Raw genomic sequence first — 23,688 nt, 5'->3', positions numbered from 1 at the left:
GTGTGAGAGAAGCCGTAGGTGCCCTTGAGTCCGTAGTCGTTCAGCGTTTTCGCCACAGACCGCGTGATGTCGGTGGGAGTCGTGTCGTCCGGCATGGGAACGCCGTCCCACAGGATGAAGTCATCGATCGTGACCGCAATCTCGAGAGGGCGGTCGGCGCGTGTGTCATTCATTGCGTTGACTCCGGATCTACCAGGAGGACTCCTCGGCACGAAGCCCATTTCCACCGACCCTATGAAGTGATGGACATCACGTCTTGGCTGTTTGCGCGCATCAGCTTTTATCAGGCGCACCGTATTCGGCATTGAGATGCGCGCTGTGCGCGCTCGTCGAATCCCGTGCGCATAGGGCCAAGTTTCGCCTCGTCATGACTTCTACCGTCGTTGGTGACGAAGGAGTAGCACACCGTGAATTCATCACAACAGATCGTCCTGGCGCAGCGCCCCCACGGGCACGTGAGCTTGGAGGACTTCCGAGTGGAGGACGTCGTCCTGTCCGAACTCAAGGCTGGCGACGTCGCACTCGAGACCCTCTTCATCTCGATCGATCCGGCCATCAGGGGCTGGCTCGACGACCGACCGAGTTATCTTCCGCCAGTCGCAATCGGAGAGCCAGTTCGCGCTTTCGGACTGGCCCGCGTGACCGCCTCACGCAACAGCAATTTCACCGCGGGCGACATCGTTCGTGGCTTCGTCGGCTGGCAACGGCACCAGATCGTCAGCTCGCCCGGCTCTGACTGGGACCGAATCGCATCACGCGAGGACGTCCCCTTGGAGCACTACCTTGGCGTCCTCGGGATGACGGGCCTGACCGCGTGGGCCGGAGTGTGCGACATCTTGCGGCCGGAACCAGGGCACACCGTCTTGATCTCCGGCGCCTCTGGCGCAGTCGGAAGCGTGGCCGTCCAACTCGCGAAGCAGGCGGGCGCACAGGTTGTCGGCATCGCAGGAGGCGCCGAGAAGTGCTCGATGGTGGCCCGACTGGGCGCCGACGCCGTCGTCGACCGCAAGGCCCCTGATTGGAAGGACCAGCTCGAGGCGGCAACACCGGACGGCATCGACCGCCTCTTCGAAAACTCGGGGGGCCCGATGTTCGAGGCATCGATCACCCGGCTGAACAACCACGCACACATCGCCTTGTGTGGCCTGATCGACGGCTACAACTTGACCGAACGCCCCTCCGGCCCAAACAACTTCGGACAGCTTCTCACCAAGCGTGTCCTCACCCAAGGATTCGTCGTGCTCGACTACATGGACCGCGCAGCAGAGGTTGAAGCCACGCTTGGCGAACTCATCAGTTCCGGACAGTTGGAGGCCGTGCAATCGGTATTGCCCGGATTCGAGGAGCTGCCGGCCGCCTTCGTGGACTCGTTCCCCAACGGCCAACCGGGCAAGCTCATCATCGATCTGACTGCCAGCCTCTGAAACCACCTCAGTCGGAGCTTCGCATTTCGTCATCGCGCGGCCGGCATACGGCCCCCGACGCAGGCGAGGTATCCCACCGATCCACCTCTACTGCAGGTCCTCGCCAACTCCGTCCACTGGGATCACTCCGCCCCTGTCGGCACGCCCGTCGATTTGCACAAGGTGTTGACCACCGAGCCCGCCCGACGCGCTCACAATCTGCTCGGGCTCGACGAACAATAGGTGAGCGGGCCGACGAATCCGCCTGCCCCTACACTCGCGGCGGCCGCGATGACGGAATCATCGTTCGCGCCGACGGGGCGATCGCCTACGGGCCGATCTGGAACTGGACCACAAGTTCGGCGTGGGCACATGTCACCCGACATCGGCTGACCGTGAACCCCGTCTACGCCAAACTCCATGAACTGGGTGTCCCCGATCATCAGCAGCAACTCTCCCACCTCATCAAAGGCAGCCACCTCGACCGCGGCCCTCTCACCTGGCTACGCCGCGGATGGCCCGCCCTCTTCGAACATGCGCCGACACCCTCCCCGCATCCGACAACTGAGCTGAGCGCCCGGGAGTGTGTACGACGCCATCAGACACGCGTCAATGCCTCCCCCATCGTGCGGTTGAGGGTGCTGAGCGAGCGGACGGCACTGCGAACCGGCCCGGGTGTGGTAGTCGACCGCAGCATGACGTCGGGTGCCGAGGTTTCGGTGAGTTTCTCTGGAGGCTCTACGTGCTCGCCGGCGAGTGCGCGTTTGACGTCGGCGATGGTTGCCTTGGTGACGTCGGCTGCTTGGCGCAATGCCTTCGCGGTCGCCTGCGACGGTCCGCTGTCCGGTTCGCCGCGAGAGGCGCTGACCCCTGCTCGGGCGAGTGCATGAGACGACCGATTGCTGGCCGTCATGATCCGCAACAGCCGTTTTGCTCCCCGACGGGTCCGCGTCGTCGGTCCCATTTCCAAGGGTTTGCCCGCCGTGACAAGGTCCTTCAGCGCGTTGTCCAGCTTCCGGATGTCGGCGACGAGGTCAGTCTCGTGGCCTGGTTGGACGACGGCTCCGATACCGGTGTCGATGATGGCAGTCATCTGATCGAGGTAGTCGTCGATCTTCGAGATCAGCGTCGATCTCGTTCCGGTGGAGAAGATGAAGCACGCCGCCGCTATTCCGACGATTCCCCCGGCCGCCGTTTCGTAGATGCGCAGTTCTAGTACCTCGATGCTGAATGTGCCGAGCAGTCCGTACAGCATCGCAAGCATGACGGTAACGAAGAAGGAGAGCAATGCGTAGGCAACCGTGACGAGGTAGAACGCGAAGAATACGCAGACAACGAGCAGGAGCAGCTGCAATGGCTGGTTGTTTCCGACCAACGCGGACAGCAATACTCCTGCAAGAACTCCCGCGATGGTGCCGACGACGCGGTGGCCTGCGCGCGAGAGAATCTCACCGCGGGTAGACGCTCCGGTGAAAACGAGGAAGGCCGTCAGGACCGCCCAGTACCAGCGGTCGGGCGAGATCAGCTCACCGAGAATCGTTGCAGCGCTGGTCGCGACGGCTACCTGGATCGCGGCTTTGGTGCTCGGATTCCATCCGGTGTCCGCCTCTTCGGCCTCGTCCGGTTTCTTCCTCGGCTCGGATTCTGTTCGCAGGGCATTGTTGGTGATGTGATGGATCGCGATGTGTGCCTGCACTGCTCGCATCGCGACGGCGGTCGCGATACCCTCCGGAGTCGATGGATCGGACTTGTTTGCGGCCGCGGTGGCGAGGCGTCGGGCAGCGCGGAGTTGGTTGTCCGACGGATTGTTCTGCAGGCACGATCCCAGTGCCGTGGTCGCCTGCCCCAGCGAGTTCGGCCACGACTTGTTCGGGTCGAGCGCCCACAGCGCGCTGACGAGTTGTTCGGTAGCGATTTGCGCGTCGAAGATGCGAACGGACAGATCATCGTTTGTGACACTCAGGAGCTGGGCTGCATCGTTGCGGTCGAGCCAGTCGTCGATCATCAGCGCGGTGCTTCCGAGCCGGTCGAGTTTCTTGCGGAGTAGATCGAGATTCCGATCACCCCTGTTCGACGCCACCTCCAGCACGTCGATCGACGCGGCCCGCAGCGCCCGAACCAACCGTTTGAGTTCGAGCCCGGGCCGATCCGGCAGGATCACTGTACGGACGAGGAGCGAGATACCGACGCCGGCGACGACGGACACGGCGAGGATGGGAATCTGCCCAGGCTCGGCCCGAAGGAAGAGCGCGAAGAAGTAGCAGATGAACGCAACCATTCCGAGCGCCGTCCCTCGGGGGCCGTAGCGCCGCACCCAGACGGCCGCGAAGAGCACCGCGATGAAGCCCACATCGGCGACCTTCCCGAACTGTGACAGCACCGCGGACATCGACACCGCTGCGATTGCAGGAAACACGAGCAGCAGTGTCGTGATCACCCTGCTGTGCTGATCCCTGTCCTTGACCGCCGCCGAGGACTGCATCGCGACGACCGTCCCGAGCAGCGCGACGGTGAGTGGCTGGCCGATCACGTTGGAACCCGGTAGCAGCACCACCATCGCGAGCACGACGGTGATCGTCGTGGCGGTTGCGGCACGGAGCCGCAGCCTGCCGGGATCGGAGACCGCGAGAAAACGGACCGTCTCCTGTACGAACCGAAAAGCCATTCACCGATTGTGCGCCTTCAGCACCCGCGCATCCGTCATGACACCCCTACACATCGCGGTGCTCTGCGATATCACCCAATCCCGAAATACTTCCTGCCGATCGTTAATCCTATGCACCGTACGTTGATTCGGGAAGTGTCCGCGTCCTACCCATCGCGGTCAGTCTCGGACGATATCGCTTCTGATCRTGTCCGCGTGTTCGGTAATGGCAGATGCGGGCCTGGTGCTGTCGGCGTCTCCGCCAGTGTGACCAGGACCAGACGTGCTCGTCGGGGTGCACGTGCCACAGGATCAGATGCACGAGCAGTCGCCGGATCTGAAGGTACCGTGTAGCCGATCATGCCCTGATCGTCGATCCCGATTCCCCGTCTACTGCTTCGGTTTCGTCCCGGCCAGCCAGCGAGGGCGAGCATCGACAAGGTGGTGTGGGCGTACCAGGCACGGTAGGTGCGCACCTGATACTGGTCCAGGCCGGCCTCGCTGCGGGCCTACTGGAAGCATTCCTCGACCCGCCACCGGGAGCCGGCGGCGGCGAGTTCGGTGAGCGTGGTGCGGCGGGGTCCGGCGCAGATGTAGTCCGCGATCTCGGTCGGATCCGACAGGGATCGGCGGGCGAGCAGCCAGTGCCCCCGCCCGGGTGCCCAAGCGATCCGGATCGGGATCCGCACCCAGGAATACTCCCGCGGGCCGTGCGCGCCGTCGCCGGCAGAGATACGGCGCCACTCTTCGGCGGGACCGCGGCGATCGTCTCGTCTGCCCGGCCGGTGTGCCCGCCGGGATAAAGACGTCGTCGCCCACGCGAGTGGCCAGCACGTAGGAAATATCGCGTTCGACGAGCCAGACCCGCAGAGGTCCATGATTCGGGCAGGTACAGCTCCCGGTCGATCAACGCGTGCCCAGCGGAACTCGCGTAGGCGAGGAACACCCCGATCTGACATTGTCCACCCACCCAGCGGTGCCCGAGTACTGGCGCTGCACGCCGGCCGAGCGGGTGCCCTTCTTCAAGAACCCGGTGTCGTCGACCTATGCCGACGTCCTATCTGGGGTTAGGTGACCACCGTCCGCGATGAATGGTGAGAGTTCTGTGCGAGGGTCGGCGTGTCTGTCGCGGACGTTCTATCCGGGGTGGATACGCTACGGGGTGTGACGACGATCACAGGAACGGTCGGGGCGGGTTGTCGGGTGCAGCGGCTGGTCCTGCCCGAGGGCGGGGGCCACACCTGGACGGTGCTCGGCTCCGATCATCGCCCGGTGGTCCCGGCGGAGGAGTACCTGGAATATCTTCGGGCCCAGCAGGTGTCGCCGAACACGGTGAAGTCCTATGCGCGGGCGTTGGCGTTGTGGTGGCAGTTTCTGGAGCTGTTCGGGCTGGTCTGGGATGCGGTGACGTTGGAGAACTTCGGGGCGTTCCTGACGTGGTTGCGCACCGGGGACGAGCCGGGGGTGGTGTCGATCGAGCACCGTGGTGCCCGATTCGCCGAGTCGACGATCTCCGCGCGGCTGGGTGCGGTGCTGTCCTGCTACGACTATCACGTGCTCAACGGCGTGGACGTCGGCCGGGACCTGCATCGGATCACCCATCGCGGCGGCGGCCGGTACAAGCCGCTGCTCGAGCACGTCGCGCGGCGCAAGGGTCGTCGCCAGGCGGTGATCCGGGTGCGCCGCCCGGGCCGGGGGGCGCCACCGATCTTGACGCCCGAGCAGATCGAGCGGATCTGTGAGGCATGCGCGAGTTGGGATCCCGACACGCGGGAGTGGCGTGGGTCGGTGCGCAACCGACTGCTCTGGATGTTGTTGGCGGAGACCGGTGTTCGGCTGGGTGAGGCGCTCGGTTTGCAGCATCGCGATTGGCACACCGGGTGCGGTGACACCCCGTACGTCGAGGTCGTCGCCCGAGACCACCCGCACGGGGTGCGGGCCAAGAGCGGCTACCGGCGGGTGTATGTCTCCGACGAACTGGACCGCGTCTACGGCGAGTACCTCTGGCGGTTGTGTGAGGTCGGCGCCGATCTGGCCACCGACGACTTCGACGGCACTTGCGTGTTCGTCAACCTCGACCGGGAGCCGCGGTTCGCGCCGTGGCGACCGGAGTCCGTCTACGACCTGGTGGACCGGCTGCGCCGCGAGCTGTCCGGGCAGGTGCCGCACGCCTGGTCGCCGCACTGGATGCGGCACAGCCACGCCACGGCGCTGTTGCTGTCGGGGGTACCGGTGCACGTGGTGAGTCGACGATTGGGACATGTCGACGTGCAGACCACGCTCAACACCTACGCGCACGTGAGCGAGGACGCCGAGATGCGGGCGGCCGCCGACTGGAAGGCGTTCACCGGTGGCTGGCGAGTCGGCGCGCACCGCGACGAGCGGATCGGGTCCGGCTCGTGACCGGCCGGGCGCGACGAGGCCACGATCGACTGGGTGGAAGCGGCCCGCGTCCGCTGCGACCCGCAGGCGCTGGAGGACTTGTGGGCGGCGGTGCCGGAACCGATGCGGCTGTCGTGCTTCGCCGAGTCAAGTGTCCCACCGGAATACGCGGGAGCGTTCTGCCACGACGGGACCTGGCAGGCCGGGGTGGACCTGTCGCAGCTGCCGGAGCCGATGCGCCGGGAGGTGGCGTGGTGTGTGTTCCGGATCATCGAGCTGGGCGGGAAGATCCCGACACCGGGCTTGAGCATGCTGGTGCGCCGGCTCGGTGAGGTGATCGCCGATCGTGCCGGGCAGGCGCCCGCCTCCCTGCTCGGACTGCCCGTGCGGGACTGGTGCGGGCAGATCCAGCATGCGGTGCACCGCCGCCGCGGACGGCTGCCGGCGGCCACCACGATGAACAACATCCGCTGCCTGCTGACGCGGATGATGCGGCTACTCGTCACCGCCTCCGATACCGGCCCGTGGTGGCAGCGGGACCGATGGAACCCGGTCGAGGACAACCGGATCCCGCTGCGCGAGCACGAGCCGATGGGCCGGTACTCGGTGCGGTTCGACCGGATCGGCGCCCGCTGGCTGCGGCGCGGGCTGCAGTGGCACTGCAAGGTCGGGCTGGAGACGGGATCGTTGAGCTGGTCGACGGTGCACCGCCGGATCGTGGCGGTGGGCGAGTTCGACGCGTTCCTGGGCGGCCGCGGGGTCGAGGGGCCGTGGCTGGTCGATGACGCCGCCGGGATGCGGGCCCTCATGCTGGAGTTCCTCGGTCATCTCCGCGCCAGGCCGGTCACCCGTGGACGCCGCACCGGCCAGCGGTTGTCGCCGGCGTCGATGCAGCGTCTGGCCAGCGATGTGGAGCAGTTCTACCTATTCATGACCGACAACAAGGACGCGGCCGCCGCGGCGCTGGCCGAACCGGGCTGGCGGCGACTCGGACCCGAGCACGCCGGCGTCTACCGGCGGGGTGAGCTGCCCGGCAAGCCGCGGCCCCGGCTCGACGGTCAGGTCATCGACGACGACGCCATGACGCGGATCATGGCCGGGCTGGACCTGCTCGGCGCCGCGGTCGCCGACGGCGGGTTCGGGGACGAGCAGGCCATGCGGATCACCATGCTGGTGGCGTTGTTGGGCCGGCGCGTCAGCGAGATCTGCCTGGTCGACCGCGACCCGCTGCTGCCGTTGTCGCCGACGGCCCCCGCCTCGCCGGGCGACCCCGCCGCAGACGGTGACGAGCTGGGGCTGGTCGCCAAGCTCCGCTACCAGCAGACGAAGATCGACGGCGGGCCGGACACCATCCCGGTGCACGCCGAGGTCRTCGCGATCATCCGCGAGCAGCAACAGTGGGCGCAGCGGTTCCTCGCCGAACACGGCGCACCCGGCAGGACCCCGAAGTACCTGTTCCTGGCCACGCTGATGAACCGCAACGGCGACCGGCCCTACTCCGGCACCGTCCTGCGGAATCTGCTGACCGATCTGGCCGTCCGGCTGGACGTGCGCGACAGCACCGGAGCCCTGGTCGATTTCAACCGCACCCACCGATTCCGCCACACCGTCGCCACCCGGTTGCTGAACACCGGCGTCCCGTTGCACGTGCTGCAGCGCTATCTCGGGCACCTCACGCCGACTATGAGCATGACGTATGCGCAGACGTTGCAGTCCACCGCCGAGGCCGAGTTCCTGCGCTTCCGAAAGATCACCGCCGACGGGCGTGAGCTCGAGGTCGATCCCCGCGACCTCTACGACATGCTCGAGCTGGACCGACGCACCGACCGGATCCTGCCCAACGGGTACTGCCTGCTGCCGCCCCGTCAGGTCTGCGGCAAGGGCAACGCCTGCCTGACCTGCGACAAGTTCGCCACCGACGCCACCTTCCTGCCCGAGCTGCAAACCCAACTCGCCCGAACCACACAACTCATTACCGAACGCCGCGCGACGTTCGAGGCCCGCACCGGACACCAGATGGGCGAGGACAACATCTGGCTCGCCGGACGCCACCAGGAACGCGATGCCCTCGGCCGAATCATCCTCACCCTCGGGCACACCCGGCTCGCCGACGGCACCGCCGGGGCGATCCGCGGCGCCGGCGTCGAGGCCCGCACCGAGGCCATCACCGGAAAAGAGGACAACCACTGATGCGTGGCAACCCGGACAACCTCCGCCAGGCCGCCGCCCGCAAGAGCGCCGCCGCTCAGGCCCGAGCCGAGCAGGGACTGCACGAGATCATCCGCCGCAACGAGCCGATCACCTTCCGCGGCCTCGCCCGGACCGCGGGTGTCTCCCTGGACTTCCTCTACCGCTGCACCCCGATCCGCCAACGCGTCCAACAACTTCGGACTCAACAGCAGAACACACCGCCACCGGCAGCAGCGGCCCCGACCGGAGACGGAACTCCGAGCAGCGTCGTCCGCACCCTCACCGCCCAGCTCACCGAACTCAAACGGCGTCACCGTGACGAGATAGGCGCGCTCCAACAGGCGCTCGAGGCCGCGCACGGCGAGAACCTCGAACTACGTCGCCGCCTCGGCGCCCAACGCGCCCTCCAAACACCAGGGTGACGCCCTGACGCTCCTCTTGCAGACGCGTACGCAAAAGATCTACCTGCATAAACACGCAGATTCACGCTCATTACCCCAGATAAGACGTCGGCATAGGTCGATGATTCGCACACCGGCCACGTTGCTGATATGGCCTGCGAGCCCGATATCGGCGGTCCGCAAGGGAATGTGCACTGCTTGTTCGAGCAGCAGCTTCATGCTCAGACTTTCGGTGGATTCAGTCCCCGAGGTGTCGACAAGCGTTCCCCGTGGTGGATCCGATGCGATCGAAATCCACCACGGGGCGCAGCTGAGCGCGCGCTCTACCTGCCAGCCGCCGCGGACATCGCGGCGACGTCACGTTCCGGCTTGATCAGAAGCGCGCCGATCACTCCCGCGACGATCAGGATTCCCCCGAGCAGGGCGAAGCCTGACTGATAGCCCGCGAGCGGAGTCGCCGAGCCCGTCACGAAGCCACCCAGCATCAGCGGCGCGAGAACGCCACCCATGCTGTAGCAGGCGACGATGATGCCGATCACGGTGCCGCGCTGTGTCGCGGGGACGACGTCGGAGATCAGCGTCCACGCCACCCCCTGTGCCCCCACGACGAGGGCGGCTCCGACTACCAGCAGAGCGATCTGCAGCGGACCGCGTTCGGGAACCATCCACACCGAGGTGCTGAGGCCGCCCACCGTGACCAGTGCACAGGGCAGCAGACCTCGCGCGGCGCGCACACTCATGCCCCGCTTGGTCATCGCCCGGGAGACCGCGCCGAAGGCGATCATCAGCACCGCGCTGAGCAGGTACGTCAGCGAGACCAGCCAGCCGGCAGTCTTCGCGTCGTAGCCGGCGCCCTGTCGCAGCGCCAGCGGCAGCCAGCTGATCTTCGTTGCCGCTGTGCAGAAGGTGGCGAAGAACAGCACCGTGACCCCGATGACGGTGCCGGAGAACAGCAGCCGCCGGAACGGCACGTGCTCGGGCAGCAGGGCGATCGACGACTGCTGGTGCCCGGCCACCTCCGGGCCCTCGCGGCCGAGGAGCAGCCAGGCCACGACGAACAGCGCACCCGCCACCGCCGCGACCGCGAAGGCTGCATGCCAGTCGAAGCTGGTGATCAGTGCGGTGATTACCGGCGCGGCGACGACCGGGCCAACTGCGACGCCGGCGCCGACGATGGAGGTAGGCAGGGCCCGCTTCTCCGGGGCGAACCAGGTGTGGGTGACGCTGAAAGCCATGGCAGCGCTGGGCCCTTCGGCAAATCCCAGCAAAATCCGGGTGATGATCAGGACCGTGAAGCTGGTGCTCCAGATCATCGGGACCAGACTGAGGGTCCATAGAAGAGCGACGCCGCCGAGCAACCAGCGAGCCGGTACCTTGCCGACGAAGTACCCACCGAGGATGGCGCCGACGGCGAAGAGCCAGAAGAATGCGCTCTGCATGAGGCCGAACTGGCTGGCGTCGATGCGGAGATCCCGCATCATCTCGACACCGGCGAGGCCGACGATCGCCTTGTCAGCGTAGTTCAGCAGCAGGAATGTGAACAGCAGCACGACGATCGTCCAGGCCTGACGCCTGGTCACCGGGCCGCGCGCCGCGGCTTCCGGCTTTGCTGCCGGTGAAGACTGGTCAACAGTCATGAGCGACCTTCCTCGAATGAAGAGTTTATCGGAGGGGTGGGAGGCGAACCCACACGATTCCTGCCCGGCGCGGTGACGCTCACACGGGGCTTCGCCTCTCAAGAGTGAAGCACGCCACACCGACCGAAGCAAGAGCTATACCCGACTAACAATTAACTTAATCGTGTTCTTACAGTTAAATTGAGGATTATCTTTCGAACACCACTTCACTAATGGCGTTCTCGGACGCGCGCAGAGCCAGCCACGTGGGCCGCCGGGCGTTAAGGGCCCCCGGCGCCGCCGGGGGCCCTCCGTTGTGGGGCTGATCGCCGGTATTGCTACGCAATCACGCCTTGCGCCCGCAGTCCGGCGATGCGGCCGGGAACGTAACCGACTTCGGCGAGTACGTTTTCGGTGTCGGAGCCGATGACCGACGCGCGGGACGGCTCGGCGGCCGGGGTGCCGGAGAACCGCGGCGCGGGAGCGGGTTCGATTGCCCCGTCGGGGCCAGTCCTGAATGTGCCGCGCGCGTGGTTGTGTGGATGCCGAGGGGCTTCGGTCAGGGACAGGACGGGAGTCACACAGGCTCCCCTGCCGGCGAACACGCGCTCCCAGGCATCGCGATCGCGACTGCCGAAGACCTCGCCGAGAGTCTTGCGCATGGCTCGCCACGCGGTGCTGTCGCGTCGGTCGGCGAAGTCCGGGTCGTCCTCGAGTCGCAGAACCTGGAGCAGGGCCCCGTACGACCGCTCGTCCCCGATGCCGAGGGCGACGTGCCGGTCGTCGGCGCAGCGATAGACCCCGTAGCAGGGACTGCCGCCGTCGATCGAGTTGCGTTCTCGTTCGTCTTCCCAGCCTCCCGCGTTGAGGAAACCGTGGATCATCGCCAGCAGCGTGGCCGAGCCGTCGGTCATCGCGGCGTCGACCACCTGGCCCCGTCCTGTGCTGCGCGCGCTGAGGATCCCGGCGAGCAGGCCAAAGGCCAACAGCATGCCACCGCCGCCCATGTCACCGATTAGGTTGAGCGGCACGACCGGCTCGTCGGCCGGCCCGATGGCGTGCAGGGCCCCGCTGAGGGCGATGAAGTTGATGTCGTGCCCCGGCTCGGCGGCCAAAGGACCATCCTGACCCCAGCCCGTCATCCGGCCGTAGGCCAACGCCGGGTTGCGCGCCAGCAGGGCATACGGTCCGATACCCAGACGCTCGGCGACTCCCGGGCGGAAGCCTTCGATCACGGCGTCCGCGGTGTCGATCAGCGCTAGTACGACGTCGGTGCCCTGCCCGTGCTTGAGGTCGATCGTGACCGAGCGCCGATTGCGGTGCAGGATCGGGTGGGGGTTGGGCTTCCCCGCGTCCTGTGGTCGGTCGATGCGGATTACCTCGGCACCGAGGTCGCCGAGCAGCATGCCGGCGAAGGGGCCGGGACCGATGCCTCCGAGTTCGACGACACGGATGCCGGACAGTGGCCCGCGGTGGGCCGTGGCTTTTCTAGGGGCGGTGGGAGTCATGGTGGGAGCTCTCGTTCGGAATTGGGCGTCGCCTCCGCACGGGAGTCAGGCGATCACGAATCGGGGCGCGCGCTTTTCCACGAAGGCGACACGCGCCTCCTCGGCGTCCGGGGAGGCCGCGCACGTGGCGAACTGCTCTGCTTCGAGGGGCAGGTAGTCCCCCAGGGACAGGCTCGTGGCCGCCTGCAGGTTGYGCCGCGCCGCCGCGACGGCTGTGGGCGAGTGGGACGCGATCTCGGTAGCGGTGGCCATCACCCTCGCCGAGAGTTCCTCGGGTGGTAGCACGTCGTTGACCAGTCCCCAGTCGAGCAATTCGGTGCCGCGCAGTCTCGGGGAGAGCAGAAGCAACTCTTTCGCCCGGAGCGGCCCGACGAGCCGGGTCAGGTGCCACACACCGCCGAGGTCGCCGCCGAAGGCGACCTTGACGAACGCGGTGCTCATCACGGCCGTCGTCGAGGCGTACCGGAAGTCGCAGTTGAGCGCGAAGGACATCCCGGCGCCGGCGCAGCCACCGCGGATCTCCGCGATGGTCGGTGTGTTCATGTCGTGCATGCAGGTCACCAGACGCGTGTAGCGCATGAGCGACGTACGGCCCCGCAGGTGGTCACCCGCCGGGTATGGCGGCGGGTCGGTGTCGGCGTTGTCGCGTCCGACAGAGAAGTGGTCGCCGGTGCTGGTGATGACGACCGCCCGGATGCCACGGTCGTTCTCCGCCCGTTCGAGGGCGGCGAGCAGCCCGTCGGCCATCTCGATCGTGAAGGAGTTGCGGCGCTCGGGGCGGTTCATCGCGATCGTCGCGACACCGTTTTCTTCTCGGTATACGACCGTGTCGGTCATGGTTGTGTCCTCACTGCTGGAACGTCTGTGATGGGTGATGGAACCGGGCCGACACCGGCCGTCGTCGGTGTGCGCTGCGGAGGCGGTGCATCGGCGACGAGCCGCGCTCGCCACGTGCGCGCGATCCGCGGCATGTTCCAGGCGGCCACGGCGCGGGTGCGCCCGTCCGCGTCGAACTGCACGGCGGCGAACGGCCCTTCCTCCGGATCACCGTCGACGACCGTGAACCCGAGGTCACCCGAGATGCGCCCGTAGACCTGGATCCTGTTGTCGTACTGGTCTGTCCAGAAGTACGGGATCGGTGCGAACGGGATGCGGTGGCCGAGCAGCGTCCGGGCAGCCGCCATCCCCTGCTCTGTCGCGTTCATGCGGTGTTCGACGCGAATCCGGCCGAACCGAGGATGGATCCACGAGGCGACGTCGCCTGCGCCGACGATGCCGGGCGCGGCCTCGCAGCACTCGTCGCACAGCAGCCCGTCACCGACCGGCAGACCGCTGTCGCGCAGCCAGTCGACCGCAGGTACCGAGCCGATCGCGACCACGACAACCCGGGCGGGAGTCACCGTGCCGTCGTCGAGACGCACGCCGGCAACCCGGCCGTGCTCTTCCGTGAAGCCGACGACTCCGGTGCCGCACCGCAGGTCCACTCCGCGGTCGATGTGCAGCCGGGCGACCCGGGCCGCCATACCGGCACCCAGTTGGCGCACCATCGGCGCGTCCAGCGGATCGACAATCGTTACAGCACACCCTAATTCTCGGGCAACCGCCGCGGCCTCGGCGCCCAGGAAGCCGGCGCCGACGACCACGACGGGCGGGCGCTCCTGCAGTGCCTCCCTGAGGTCCCACGCGTCGTCGAGACCGCGCAGCACGTGCACGCCGTCGAGGTCGTGTCCGAACGGAAGTCGCCGGGGCCGCACCCCGGTTGCGACGACCAGTCCGTCGAACGGTACTCGTGTGCCGTCGCCCAATTCGACGGTGCGCGCACCCAGATCCAGGCGCTCCGCTCTGATACCCAGCAACCAATCCACGTCGAGGGCGTCGAGCGACTCCTGGGCGCGCAGAGCGACGCGCTCACGTTTCCACTCGCCGCGCAGGACCTGTTTGGACAGGGGCGGTCGGTCGTACGGGGCGTGCGGCTCGTCGCCGATCACCGTCAACCGCCCCTCGAAGCCGTCCCGGCGCAGTGTTTCGGCGGCGGTCAATCCCGCCGCCGATGCGCCGACGACGACGACATCTCGGAGTGTCATCGAATGTTCCTTCGGTTGGGTTCGCTCACGACGTTCAGCGCTCTCGTCTACAGGCTGAGGTCTTTGGCGATGATGGTCTTCATCACCTCGCTGGATCCGCCGTAAATGCGGTTGACGCGGATATCGGTGTACAGCCGGGCGATGGGGTATTCGCGCATGTAGCCGTAACCGCCGTGCAGTTGCAGGCACTTGTCGATCACCCGGCCGGCGGTCTCGGTCGCGAACAGCTTGATCCGCGCCGCGTCCGCCGGGGTCAGTTCCCCGACTGCCTCCAACTCGATACCCCGATCCACCAGTGCCTGCGAGGCCTCGACCTCTGTGGCGCACTCCGCCAGCACGAACTTCGTGTTCTGGAATGCCGCCACCGGCCGGCCGAAGACGACTCGTTCCTTGACGTACTCCTTGGCGTGTTCGATCGCGGCTGCGGCCCGTCCGGTGGCGTCGACGCCGACCAACAGGCGCTCACGAGGCAGATTCTGGCCCATGTAGGCGAACGCCTTGCCCTCCTCGCCGAGCAGATTTTCCACCGGCACAACGATGTCGGTGAAGGACAATTCATTGGTGTCGCTCGCCTTGAGGCCGATCTTGTCGAGATTGCGGCCGAATTCGAAGCCCGTGCTGTCGGTGGGCACGACCAGCAGGCTCAGGCCGGTGCGGCGGTCGTCCTCAGTCGGGAGTGAGGTGCGGGCGACCACGACGCACAGCTCGGAGTTGCGGGCACCGGAGATGAAGGTCTTCGCACCATTGAGCACATAGTGAGTGCCGTCCTCGGACAGCCGTGCGGAGGTCCGGATGCCTGCCAGATCCGAGCCGGTGCCCGGTTCGGTCATTGCGATGCACAGGACCGTATCGCCCGATGCGATCCCGGGCAGCCACCGCTTCTTCTGCTCCTCGGTGGCCAGGGTGAGTAGGTAGGGCAGGACCATCCCGGTGCTGAGCCCGTAGTGGCCGAGCATGATGACGGCGCGGGCGCTTTCCTCGGAGAGGATCGCCTGATACTTGAAGCTGACCTCGCCCGGGCCCCCGTATTCCTCGGGGATGCCGAAACCGGTGACGCCGATGTCACCGAGTTTGCTGAACAGATCGCGGGGCGGGTGGCCGACTGCTTCCCAGTCCGGATAGTGGGGAACGACCTCCTTGGCGATGAAATCGCGGATCATCGTGCGGAATTCGTCGTGGTCGGTGTCGTAGACGGTGCGTTTCATGTCGGCTGCTCGTTTCGGGAAGTCGTTGGAAGGGTGGTGTCGCGGTCGGTGTATGCCGCGCGGAGTTCACGTTTGAGGATTTTTCCGGTGCCCGAGACCGGCATGGCGCCGACGAAGTCGACCGTGCGCGGCGCCTTGTAGCCCGCGATGAGGGTCTTGGTGTGAGCGCGCAGTTCTTCGGCAGTGACCGTGTGGCCCGGCCGCGGCACGATCACGGCGTGCACCCGCTCGCCCCAATCCGGGTCGGGGACGCCGATCACCGCACAGGACGCCACCGCCGGGTGGGCGGCCAGGGCATTCTCCACCTCCGCGGAGTACACGTTCTCACCACCGGTGATGATCATGTCCTTGAGGCGGTCGACGATGTAGAGGTAACCGGCCTCGTCGAGGTATCCCCCGTCGCCGGTGTGCATCCAGCCGTCCCGGAGTGCGGTCGCGGTGGCTTCCGGCTTGCGCCAGTACCCGGCCATGACGTGGTCGCCTCTGGTCACGACCTCGCCGATCTGGCCGGGAGGGAGGCGGTGACCGTCCGGGTCGACGACGGCGATCTCGACGGTGGGCGTGGCCCGGCCGACCGAGCGTAGTCGGGCGCCTCCGGTCCTGTGCTCGTCGCCGCCGAGGACGGTCAGCACGCCGGTCTCGGTCATCCCGTAGACGTGGACGAAGTTGATCGAGGGGAAGTGTTTCATTGCCAGGTCGAGCAGGCTTTGCGGGGTGCCCGATGCGCCGTACCCGATGAATTCGAGGCTGCTGACGTCGTAGGAGTCGAAGTCGGGGTGCTCGCAGAGCCTTTGGATCATGGCGGGAACGAGCGCACACCCGGTGACGCGGTGTTCGTCGATTGCGCCCAGTACGGCCTCCGGCGTGAAGGTGGGCAAGAACACCAGGGTGCCGCCGAGCAGGGTCTGGCCGTACCAACTGAGAAGGGCTCCGATGTGGAAGAGCGGTGCCGTGCACAGCGTGGCTCCGCCACGTTTCACCGACGACCCGGCGAGGTGGTAGCTCAGCAAGGAGGTCATGAAGGAGCGGTGGGTGACCATCACGCCCTTGGGTTTGCCGGTGGTGCCGCCGGTGTAGAGCAACATCGCCAGCTCGTCGCCGCCTCGATGGATGTGGGGAACCGGTGCCGCGCCGGCGACCAGTTCCTCGTAGGCGAGCATGCCCTCGGGGGTCGGCCCGGCGCCGCAGTAGATCAGGGTGCGTAGGCCGGGGGCTCGCTCACGCAGCTCGGGGCCGAAGTGTGCGAACGCGTCGTCGACGAACAGTACCTCGGTGCCGGAGTCGGTCAGCGCGTAGGCGATCTCAGCGGCGGACCATCGGGTGTTGATGGGGTTCGCCACTGCGCCGGCCCACCAGCTGGCGAAGAATACTTCGTGGTGGTGGGCGGAGTTCAGCGCCACGATGCCGACCCTGTTGCCGGTGCCGACGCCGATCCGCTGGAGTGCCCCGGCCAGTCGAGCCACACTGTCGGCGACCTCTCGGGTGGTGCGGGAACAGTCGCCGTCGACGGTCATGACCTCATCGGGCCACTGCTCGAGTGCGCGGTGTAAGGCGTGGGTCAGATACATGACAACTCCCGCTGCGCCGTCCGGCGGAACCGTCGGATCGGATGGTGGTTGTGCGATAAGKGGTCCGCGGTCACTGGCCCGCACCCTCGAGTTGGATCAGTCGGGGGCGGATGGCCTCGGCCGACTTCGGGAACGACGCGGCGCCCATCAGTTCGGCCAGCTCGTCGACCGACCAGGGGCGGTCGGTGTCGACGGAGTGCGCGAGCGAGTAGCCGGCGTAGAGACCGACATGGCCTCCGGTGACGGAGAAGACCTGCCCTGTGAAGGGGCAGTCGGCGGTGGCCAGGTAGCCCACCAGTGACGACACATTCCTCGGGTGGAACCGGTCGAACGCGTCTTCGTCTTCCGGTGCGGCGACCGCCGCGGCCAGAATTGGTGCGGTCGTGACCATCGGCGTGCGCGCCGCCGGCGAGATCGCGTTGGCGCGGACCCCGAATCGGCCCAGTTCTTCTGCCGCGAGAACGGCCTGGATCGCCAGGCCTGCCTTCGCGGCGGCGTAGTTCCATTGGCCGACATTGCCGTGCAGGCCGGCGGCGGATGTCGTGTTGACGATCGAGCGGTCGGCCGACGCACCCGACCGACTCTGTTCACGCCAGAACCGTCCCGCCGCCCGGGTGAGCCCGAACGCACCCTTGAGGTGGACGTCGACCACGAGGTCGAACTGGTCCTCGGTCATGTTCCACAGCATGGCGTCACGCACGACCCCGGCGTTGTTCACGATGACGTGGAGGTCGCCGAAGGACTCGACCGCTGCTGCCACGAGCTGCTCTCCGGTGGTCATATCAGCAACGGAGCCCTCGACCGCGACGGCTTCCCCTCCGGCGGAACGGATCTCGTCAACCACGGCCTGTGCGCCATGCAGATCGTTCACGACGACCGTGGCGCCTTCGGCGGCGAGTAGCAACGCGTGCTCGCGTCCCAGGCCGCCGCCGGCACCGGTGACGACGGCCACGCGATTGTGCAACTGTCCCATGGTTTTTACTCTCTTTCTGCGGGGGAACGACCGACACGACCGGTCGGTCTTCCCGTGGGATGGTCTAGGTGGTGCCCGGTTCGGCCCGTCGGGAACGCGGACGGATCGCCGCCTCCTGGGTGACGGAAGCGACCAACGCGCCGTCCCGGGTCCAGAATTCACCGAGGTTGAAACCCCTCCCGTCCACTGTCGACGTGCTGCGCTGAGCGAACAGCAGCCACTCGTCCGCACGGAAAGGGCGGTGGAACCACATCGCGTGGTCGAGGGAGGACAACATCATCTTCGAGGGCTCGGCCCGGATCGGGTAAAGCAGCTCGATGTCCAGGACCGCCGTCTGGGGCAGCGTGATATCGGAGCAGTAGGTGAGTGCGCACGCGTGCAGCAGGGGGTCGTCGGGCATCGATTCTTTCGTCCGGAACCACACCGCCTGACGTAGCTGGCCACCGTCCTGCGCCCACGTCGCACCACCAGGCGACAGCGGGGCGATGCGCATCGCGGTCACCTGCGCGTACTTGGCAATCCGGTAAGCCGCGGGTTTGATCTCGGACCAGTATTCGAAGGCGTCGGCCAGATCGTCGGGCGGCAGCACCTGCGGCATCCGCGTCTGTCGTTCGGCCCCTGCCTCCGGGCGCTTGAAAGATGCGGTCAGGGTAAAGATCGGTTGTCCCTGTTGGATTGCGGTCACCCTACGGGCCGAGTAGCTGCGCCCGTCGCGCATGCGTTCGACGGTGTAGTCGACGGGCCGGTCGGTGTCCCCGCCTCGAAGGAAGTATCCGTGCAGCGAATGCACCGTGCGGTCCGGGTCGACGGTATGCCCGGCCGCAGCGAGGGCCTGGGCCGCGATCTGTCCTCCCATCGCTCGCATCGGTGAACCGCCATGACACCATCCCTGGAAGCGATCGGGGTCCGAGCGCTCGAGGCTGAGGAACTCGATCAAGCCGGCACCGTTTCGGGTGTCCCCCGGCCCGGCAGGCCGAGTGCCACCCGGCTGCACCGACGTCGTGGGCATCGTCACGTCTCTGCTCGCTCACCGAGTTCGATGGCGACCGCCGGGCACAGCCGGGCGGCCTCCCGGATCTGGTCGTGCAACTCGGCGGGCGCGTTGTCGACCAGCAGAACCGCGACACCGTCCTCGTCGCGCTGGTCGAACACGTCGGGGGCCGCGAGCACGCACTGCCCGCCACCGACGCACTTGTCTTCGTCAATGTGGATTTCCATCATTGTGGTCCTTTCGTGTCACCAGGTCACCAACAGTCGATGCACCCCGTAGATCGACATGTCGTCTTTGAAGGCGACATTCTCGAGTGGCTCGGCGAGCGCCAGTGTGGGAATTCGGCGGAACAGCGTGCCGAACACGACCTGCAGTTCGACGCGCGCCAGCTGCTGCCCCAGGCACTGGTGGACACCGAAGCCGAACGCAAGGTGGTGACGGGCCTGACGGGTGATGTCGAGGGCGTCCGGTCCGGACACGCCTTCGTCGTGAAACGCGAGGGCATCGCGGTTGCCGGAATCGAGGGACAGGACGACACCGTCGCCGCGTCGGATGAGAGTCCCGGCGATCTCCATGTCCTCGCTGGCGACCCGGCGCAGACCGCTGTGCACGATGGTCAGGTACCGGAGCAACTCTTCGACCGCGCCGGCCAGTAGTGCCGGGTCGCCGCTCGTGCGGAGCAACTCCACCTGGTCCGGCCTGCCGAGCAGCGCGGCCGTGCCGAGCGCGATCATGTTCGCGGAGGTCTCGTGGCCGGCGGTCAGTAGCAGCAGACCCATCCGTGCCACCTCTTCGCGGGTCATCAAGCCCGGGACGAGCTGCTCCACGGCGAGGCGGCTGAGCACGTCGTCACCCGGATTCACGCTCTTGGCGTCGACCAGCCCGGCGATGAACTCGATCAGTTCCTCCGCTGCCGCGGTGGTCTGCTCCGGCGTCGATGCCTTGGCGACGAACACCTTGCTCAGTCGCTGAAACACGTCGTGGTCGGCGTACGGCACCCCGAGCAGCTCGCAGATCATCAGCGACGGCACCGGGAGCGCGAAGGCCTCCACCAGGTCGACCGGCTTAGGCCCGGCGAGCAGCTCGGTGATGAGCGCGTCCACGATCTCCTGGATGTGCTCGCGCAACGCCTGCATCCGCTTCGCGGTGAAGTCGCGGGCCAGTACTCGTCGGGGATCGTCGTGCGCGGGACCGTCCATCTGGAAGAACGTCTTCGCGCGCGCCCGGCGGGCCCTGATGGCGGCCGAGGAGTGGGGGTAGCCCGGATTGTCGGTGTCGGCGCTGATCGCGGAGTGACTGAGCACGGCGCGGATGTCTTCGTGCCGGGTCACGAGCCAGGGCTCGCTGCCGTCCCAGATCCGCACCCGTCTGAGGGCCCCTTCACGGCGCCACTCCGCGAGCGTCGCCGGCGGGTCGAAGGGGCACCGGGCGACATCGCGGTGCATCGGAAATGCCGTGGCTTCGGTGGTGTCGAGCATTGGAACTCTCCTGTCACGAGCGAGCTCACTCGCCAATCGGTTAATACTCGAACCATACTTCACTTACTGCGTTCTATGTCAAGGCCTGAAGCAGGAATCCGAGCCGCATATTTCGCCTCTTACCGGCCACGAACGAGAGGCTCCCGCCGCTCGTCCGACGCTGCGATCGGATCTAACACTGAATTACATACTGATGCGGCGACGCCTGCGGCCGAGCGTTGACGCAGGTCGGCGGCGAATTTCACGAACGCCCTTGACAGGCCCGCGTCCGATCACCGAAAGTGAATCATCGTTAGAGTGAAAGGGAGATCGAAATGAATCGCAGAGTGTTGGTTGCCGGTGTCGGCATGGCGCCGTTCAGCAAACCGAGCGCCGGAGACTCCTACGACTTCCAAGGTCCGAGGGCGATCACGTCCGCCCTTAAGGACGCTGGGCTGACCTATGACCGGGTGCAGCAGGTCTACGCCGGATATGTTTATGGCGATTCGACCAGTGGTCAGCGAGTCGTGTACCAGATCGGCAAGACCGGGATCCCGGTGCTGAACGTCAACAACAACTGCGCCTCCGGATCTTCGGCGTTGTGGCTGGCCCGCCAAGCGGTCGAATCCGGTGCCGTCGACTGCGCACTCGCCGTCGGCTTCGAGCAGATGCCACCCGGCGCCCTGAGCGCGAAGTGGACCGATCGGCCCGCCCCGCTGAGCGACTTCGTCGCGGCACTGGGCGAGATCTACGACATCGATCCCGACGTTCCCATGACTCCGCAATACTTTGCCGCGGCCGGCCTCGAGTACTTGCAGAAGTACGGTGGCAGTGCGGACACCTTCGCCGCGGTGGCGGTCAAAGCCCGCAGCCACGCCGCGAACAACCCGTATGCGGTGTTCCGGGATCCGGTCACCTTGACCGACGTGCTCGACTCCCCCCGGATCGCGGGACTGCTGACCCGGCTGCAATGCTGCCCGCCCACCTGCGGCGCCGCCGCAGCAGTGATCTGCTCGGACGAGTTCGCCCGAGCGAACGGACTGACCCCGAGGGTTGCCATCGCGGCGCAGACCCTACAGTCCGACGCCGACGACCTCTTCGCGAAGAAGAGCGCGATGTCGCTGGTCGGCACGGATGTGACCCGGAGGGCCGCCCGGGATGTGTACCAGCAGGCAGGTGTCGACCCCCGCGACATCGCGGTCGTCGAACTGCACGACTGCTTCACCGTCAACGAGGTGCTCTCCTACGAGGCGCTCGGCCTGTGCGACGAGGGCGGGGCCGAGAAGTTCATCCTCGAGGGCGAGAACACCTACGGCGGCAGGGTGGTCACCAACCCCTCCGGCGGTCTGCTGTCCAAGGGACATCCGCTGGGGGCCACCGGTCTCGCCCAGACCGCCGAGATCACCTGGCAACTGCGCGGCGAGGCGGGCGATCGACAGGTCGAGAACGCCACCCTGGGCCTCCAGCACAACCTCGGCCTCGGCACCGCAGGTGTGATCACGCTGTTCGAAAGGTTGTCCTGAACCATGCCCATCGACCCGACGATCGTCGGCACCCGTACCCCCGAGTTCCAGACCACAGCCGAACGCGGCCGGTTGCGCTCCTTCGCGCAGGCGACCGGACAACCCGATCCGGCGTACACCGACCTCGACGCCGCCCGGTTGGCGGGTTACCGCGATCTCCTGATCCCGGCGACGTTCCTGTTCTGCCTCGAGATGGACAACCCCGACCGGCACCGATTCCTCGCCGACCTCGGAGTCGACATGCGCGCAATCCTGCACGGAGGACAGCGATTCCACTACCACGCCCAGGCGTACGCCGGTGACACCCTGACCTTCTGGACCGAGGTGACCGACGTCTACGACAAGAAGGGCGGTGCCCTCGACTTCATCGTCCGCGACACCCACGTCAGCCGTGACGGCACCCCCATCGCAACGCTGACGAGCACCATCGTCGTCCGCGACCCGAAGGCGGCCGCATGAACACCGCATACCTGACCGCGGGAGACACCTTCTCCCTCGACTGCCCCACGATCACCCGCACGACCCTCGCCCTGTACGCCGGCGCCTCCGGGGACCACAACCCGGTCCACATCGACATCGACGCCTGCCACGCCGTCGGAATCGAGGACGTCTTCGCCCACGGAATGCTGTCGATGGCCTACCTGGGCCGGTTGCTGACCGCGACGTTCCCGCAAGACCGCCTCCGCAGCTTCGAGGTTCGATTCACCGCGATCACACCGGTGAACACCACACCGACCTGCACGGGCACCGTCGCCAAGGTCGAGGACGGCCTCGCCCACCTCGATCTCAGTGTCGCCCTTCCCGACGGAACGGTCACCCTCTCGGGCACCGCCGTCGTCACCACCCACTGATTCGACCAACGCAAGGACTCCCCATCATGAAAACCCTGGACGGCAACGTCGCACTCATCTCCGGCTCCGGGCGCGGCATCGGCCGCGAAGTCGCACTCAAACTGGCCGCCGAAGGCGCCAGCGTCGTCGTCAACGACGTCGACAAGGAACCCGCCGACGAGACCGTCGCCGACATCGTGTCCGCCGGCGGAAAGGCGGTGGCCTGCATCGGTTCGGTCACCGACCACGACTTCGCCGACCGCTTCGTCGCAACCGCCACCGACACCTTCGGTGGGCTCGACATCATCGTCAACAACGCCGGCTACATCATGGACAACGTCATCCAGAAGATGACCGACGACCAGTGGCAGAACGTCCTCGACGTACACCTGCAGGCGCCGTTCCGGATTCTGCGCGCCGCCCAGCCCTACATCAAGGCGAACCCGACCGATCGCCACCGCAAGGTCGTCAACGTCTCCTCCGTCTCCGGTGTCTACGGAAACCCCGGGCAGGCCAACTACGCTGCCGCCAAGGCTGGGGTCATCGGGCTCACCAAGACCCTCGCCAAGGAGTGGGGCCGCTACAAGGTCAACGTCAACGCCGTCGCCTTCGGGTTCATCCTCACCCGCATGACCGAGGCCGTCGCCGGCGACGACACCTACGTCGAAATCGAAGGCCGCAAGATCAAGGTCGGGGTCAGTCAGGACATCATGAGCGCGGTCAAGCGCACCAACCCCCTCGGCAGGCCGGGCACACCCGCCGAGGCCGCCGGCGCTGTCTACGCGCTCTGCCTGCAGGAGACGAATTACGTCTCCGGCCAATGCCTTACCGTCGACGCCGGCTCCCGCTGATCTGCGTGCCGACCACCGTCCCGAAACCCTCACCGGCCCACCGGGCCCCTCACTCCCTCGGA

At 66.8% G+C, this 23,688-nt stretch carries 19 protein-coding genes and 1 pseudogene; 8 read left to right on the top strand and 12 right to left on the bottom strand.

Annotated elements, in window-relative coordinates; translation table 11 throughout:
- Nucleotides 1-407: 407 nt before the first annotated feature.
- The gene (locus tag AC1DWT_RS29495) at nt 408-1,424 is read left to right on the top strand and encodes an NADP-dependent oxidoreductase (RefSeq protein WP_072943244.1); all 1,017 of its coding nucleotides are present in this window, start codon (nt 408-410) and stop codon (nt 1,422-1,424) included.
- 577 nt (nt 1,425-2,001) lie between these two features.
- Here AC1DWT_RS29495 and AC1DWT_RS29490 read toward each other — a convergent pair.
- Nucleotides 2,002-4,068, bottom strand: coding sequence for an FUSC family protein (locus AC1DWT_RS29490; protein WP_095863962.1), 2,067 nt, complete (start codon nt 4,066-4,068; stop codon nt 2,002-2,004).
- Nucleotides 4,069-4,405: 337 nt separating this feature from the next.
- Nucleotides 4,406-5,091 (bottom strand): annotated as a pseudogene (locus tag AC1DWT_RS29485) (IS701 family transposase); the annotation flags it as partial.
- Nucleotides 5,092-5,211: 120 nt separating this feature from the next.
- Here AC1DWT_RS29485 and AC1DWT_RS29480 point away from each other — a divergent pair.
- From AC1DWT_RS29480 to AC1DWT_RS29470, 3 genes are read left to right on the top strand one after another with little or no spacing between them, the layout of a single operon-like run.
- Entirely contained in the window at nt 5,212-6,450 is a 1,239-nt protein-coding gene (locus AC1DWT_RS29480) for a tyrosine-type recombinase/integrase (protein ID WP_241031238.1), read from the top strand.
- A gap of 33 nt (nt 6,451-6,483) precedes the next feature.
- Entirely contained in the window at nt 6,484-8,619 is a 2,136-nt protein-coding gene (locus tag AC1DWT_RS29475) for a tyrosine-type recombinase/integrase (RefSeq protein ID WP_477923306.1), read from the top strand.
- A complete protein-coding gene (locus AC1DWT_RS29470; RefSeq protein WP_206012428.1) occupies nt 8,619-9,041 on the top strand; it encodes a DUF6262 family protein in 423 nt (140 codons plus the stop codon). Before AC1DWT_RS29475 ends, AC1DWT_RS29470 begins: the two co-directional genes overlap by 1 nt.
- Nucleotides 9,042-9,343: 302 nt before the next feature.
- On the opposite strand, the gene AC1DWT_RS29465 is transcribed toward AC1DWT_RS29470, so the two are convergent.
- The 10 genes from AC1DWT_RS29465 to AC1DWT_RS29420 form a co-directional block, all read right to left on the bottom strand.
- Complete coding sequence (locus AC1DWT_RS29465; protein ID WP_083395864.1) at nt 9,344-10,657, bottom strand: MFS transporter; 1,314 nt, start codon at nt 10,655-10,657, stop codon at nt 9,344-9,346.
- Nucleotides 10,658-10,974: 317 nt separating this feature from the next.
- A complete protein-coding gene (locus AC1DWT_RS29460; RefSeq protein ID WP_206012429.1) occupies nt 10,975-12,144 on the bottom strand; it encodes a CaiB/BaiF CoA transferase family protein in 1,170 nt (389 codons plus the stop codon).
- 45 nt (nt 12,145-12,189) lie between these two features.
- Entirely contained in the window at nt 12,190-12,981 is a 792-nt protein-coding gene (locus AC1DWT_RS29455; protein ID WP_477923304.1) for an enoyl-CoA hydratase/isomerase family protein, read from the bottom strand.
- Nucleotides 12,978-14,228, bottom strand: coding sequence for an NAD(P)/FAD-dependent oxidoreductase (locus AC1DWT_RS29450; RefSeq protein ID WP_095863960.1), 1,251 nt, complete (start codon nt 14,226-14,228; stop codon nt 12,978-12,980). The genes AC1DWT_RS29455 and AC1DWT_RS29450 overlap by 4 nt, the downstream gene beginning before the upstream one ends.
- A 47-nt stretch (nt 14,229-14,275) precedes the next feature.
- Nucleotides 14,276-15,433 (bottom strand): acyl-CoA dehydrogenase family protein, encoded by a 1,158-nt coding sequence (locus tag AC1DWT_RS29445; protein ID WP_477923302.1) that lies wholly within the window; start codon nt 15,431-15,433, stop codon nt 14,276-14,278.
- Nucleotides 15,430-17,001 carry an acyl-CoA synthetase gene (locus AC1DWT_RS29440; RefSeq protein WP_206012430.1) on the bottom strand — a complete coding sequence of 524 codons (1,572 nt, stop codon included), beginning with the start codon at nt 16,999-17,001 and terminating at the stop codon, nt 15,430-15,432. Before AC1DWT_RS29440 ends, AC1DWT_RS29445 begins: the two co-directional genes overlap by 4 nt.
- A gap of 70 nt (nt 17,002-17,071) precedes the next feature.
- The gene (locus AC1DWT_RS29435; RefSeq protein ID WP_072943233.1) at nt 17,072-17,974 is read right to left on the bottom strand and encodes an SDR family NAD(P)-dependent oxidoreductase; all 903 of its coding nucleotides are present in this window, start codon (nt 17,972-17,974) and stop codon (nt 17,072-17,074) included.
- Nucleotides 17,975-18,038: 64 nt separating this feature from the next.
- Complete coding sequence (locus AC1DWT_RS29430) at nt 18,039-18,830, bottom strand: acyl-CoA thioesterase (protein WP_241031239.1); 792 nt, start codon at nt 18,828-18,830, stop codon at nt 18,039-18,041.
- Nucleotides 18,831-18,985: 155 nt separating this feature from the next.
- A complete protein-coding gene (locus AC1DWT_RS29425) occupies nt 18,986-19,192 on the bottom strand; it encodes a ferredoxin (protein ID WP_206012431.1) in 207 nt (68 codons plus the stop codon).
- Nucleotides 19,193-19,210: 18 nt separating this feature from the next.
- A complete protein-coding gene (locus AC1DWT_RS29420; protein WP_072943231.1) occupies nt 19,211-20,443 on the bottom strand; it encodes a cytochrome P450 in 1,233 nt (410 codons plus the stop codon).
- A 314-nt stretch (nt 20,444-20,757) separates the two neighbouring features.
- Between AC1DWT_RS29420 and AC1DWT_RS29415 the strand changes: the two genes are divergently transcribed.
- From AC1DWT_RS29415 to AC1DWT_RS29400, 4 genes are read left to right on the top strand one after another with little or no spacing between them, the layout of a single operon-like run.
- Nucleotides 20,758-21,945 carry a lipid-transfer protein gene (locus AC1DWT_RS29415; protein WP_206012432.1) on the top strand — a complete coding sequence of 396 codons (1,188 nt, stop codon included), beginning with the start codon at nt 20,758-20,760 and terminating at the stop codon, nt 21,943-21,945.
- A 3-nt stretch (nt 21,946-21,948) separates the two neighbouring features.
- Nucleotides 21,949-22,404 (top strand): MaoC family dehydratase N-terminal domain-containing protein, encoded by a 456-nt coding sequence (locus AC1DWT_RS29410; protein ID WP_072943227.1) that lies wholly within the window; start codon nt 21,949-21,951, stop codon nt 22,402-22,404.
- A complete protein-coding gene (locus AC1DWT_RS29405) occupies nt 22,401-22,796 on the top strand; it encodes a MaoC/PaaZ C-terminal domain-containing protein (protein WP_206012433.1) in 396 nt (131 codons plus the stop codon). Before AC1DWT_RS29410 ends, AC1DWT_RS29405 begins: the two co-directional genes overlap by 4 nt.
- A 26-nt stretch (nt 22,797-22,822) precedes the next feature.
- Entirely contained in the window at nt 22,823-23,626 is an 804-nt protein-coding gene (locus AC1DWT_RS29400; RefSeq protein ID WP_206012434.1) for an SDR family NAD(P)-dependent oxidoreductase, read from the top strand.
- Nucleotides 23,627-23,688: the final 62 nt, after the last annotated feature.

The organism is Rhodococcus sp. P4_B6 (assembly GCF_056402215.1).
The sequence above is the reverse complement of the archived record's forward strand: the minus strand, read 5'-3'. Positions and strand labels throughout refer to the sequence as shown.

Bases quoted from the DNA above. Each gene is read 5' to 3' on its own strand.
- AC1DWT_RS29490 (WP_095863962.1), bottom strand. From the start codon at position 4,068: ATGGCTTTTCGGTTCGTACAGGAGACGGTCCGTTTTCTCGCGGTCTCC.
- AC1DWT_RS29470 (WP_206012428.1), top strand. From the start codon at position 8,619: ATGCGTGGCAACCCGGACAACCTCCGCCAGGCCGCCGCCCGCAAGAGC.
- AC1DWT_RS29465 (WP_083395864.1), bottom strand. From the start codon at position 10,657: ATGACTGTTGACCAGTCTTCACCGGCAGCAAAGCCGGAAGCCGCGGCG.
- AC1DWT_RS29460 (WP_206012429.1), bottom strand. From the start codon at position 12,144: ATGACTCCCACCGCCCCTAGAAAAGCCACGGCCCACCGCGGGCCACTG.
- AC1DWT_RS29450 (WP_095863960.1), bottom strand. From the start codon at position 14,228: ATGACACTCCGAGATGTCGTCGTCGTCGGCGCATCGGCGGCGGGATTG.
- AC1DWT_RS29445 (WP_477923302.1), bottom strand. From the start codon at position 15,433: ATGAAACGCACCGTCTACGACACCGACCACGACGAATTCCGCACGATG.
- AC1DWT_RS29440 (WP_206012430.1), bottom strand. From the start codon at position 17,001: ATGTATCTGACCCACGCCTTACACCGCGCACTCGAGCAGTGGCCCGAT.
- AC1DWT_RS29435 (WP_072943233.1), bottom strand. From the start codon at position 17,974: ATGGGACAGTTGCACAATCGCGTGGCCGTCGTCACCGGTGCCGGCGGC.
- AC1DWT_RS29430 (WP_241031239.1), bottom strand. From the start codon at position 18,830: ATGGGAGGACAGATCGCGGCCCAGGCCCTCGCTGCGGCCGGGCATACC.
- AC1DWT_RS29425 (WP_206012431.1), bottom strand. From the start codon at position 19,192: ATGGAAATCCACATTGACGAAGACAAGTGCGTCGGTGGCGGGCAGTGC.
- AC1DWT_RS29420 (WP_072943231.1), bottom strand. From the start codon at position 20,443: ATGCTCGACACCACCGAAGCCACGGCATTTCCGATGCACCGCGATGTC.
- AC1DWT_RS29415 (WP_206012432.1), top strand. From the start codon at position 20,758: ATGAATCGCAGAGTGTTGGTTGCCGGTGTCGGCATGGCGCCGTTCAGC.
- AC1DWT_RS29410 (WP_072943227.1), top strand. From the start codon at position 21,949: ATGCCCATCGACCCGACGATCGTCGGCACCCGTACCCCCGAGTTCCAG.
- AC1DWT_RS29405 (WP_206012433.1), top strand. From the start codon at position 22,401: ATGAACACCGCATACCTGACCGCGGGAGACACCTTCTCCCTCGACTGC.
- AC1DWT_RS29400 (WP_206012434.1), top strand. From the start codon at position 22,823: ATGAAAACCCTGGACGGCAACGTCGCACTCATCTCCGGCTCCGGGCGC.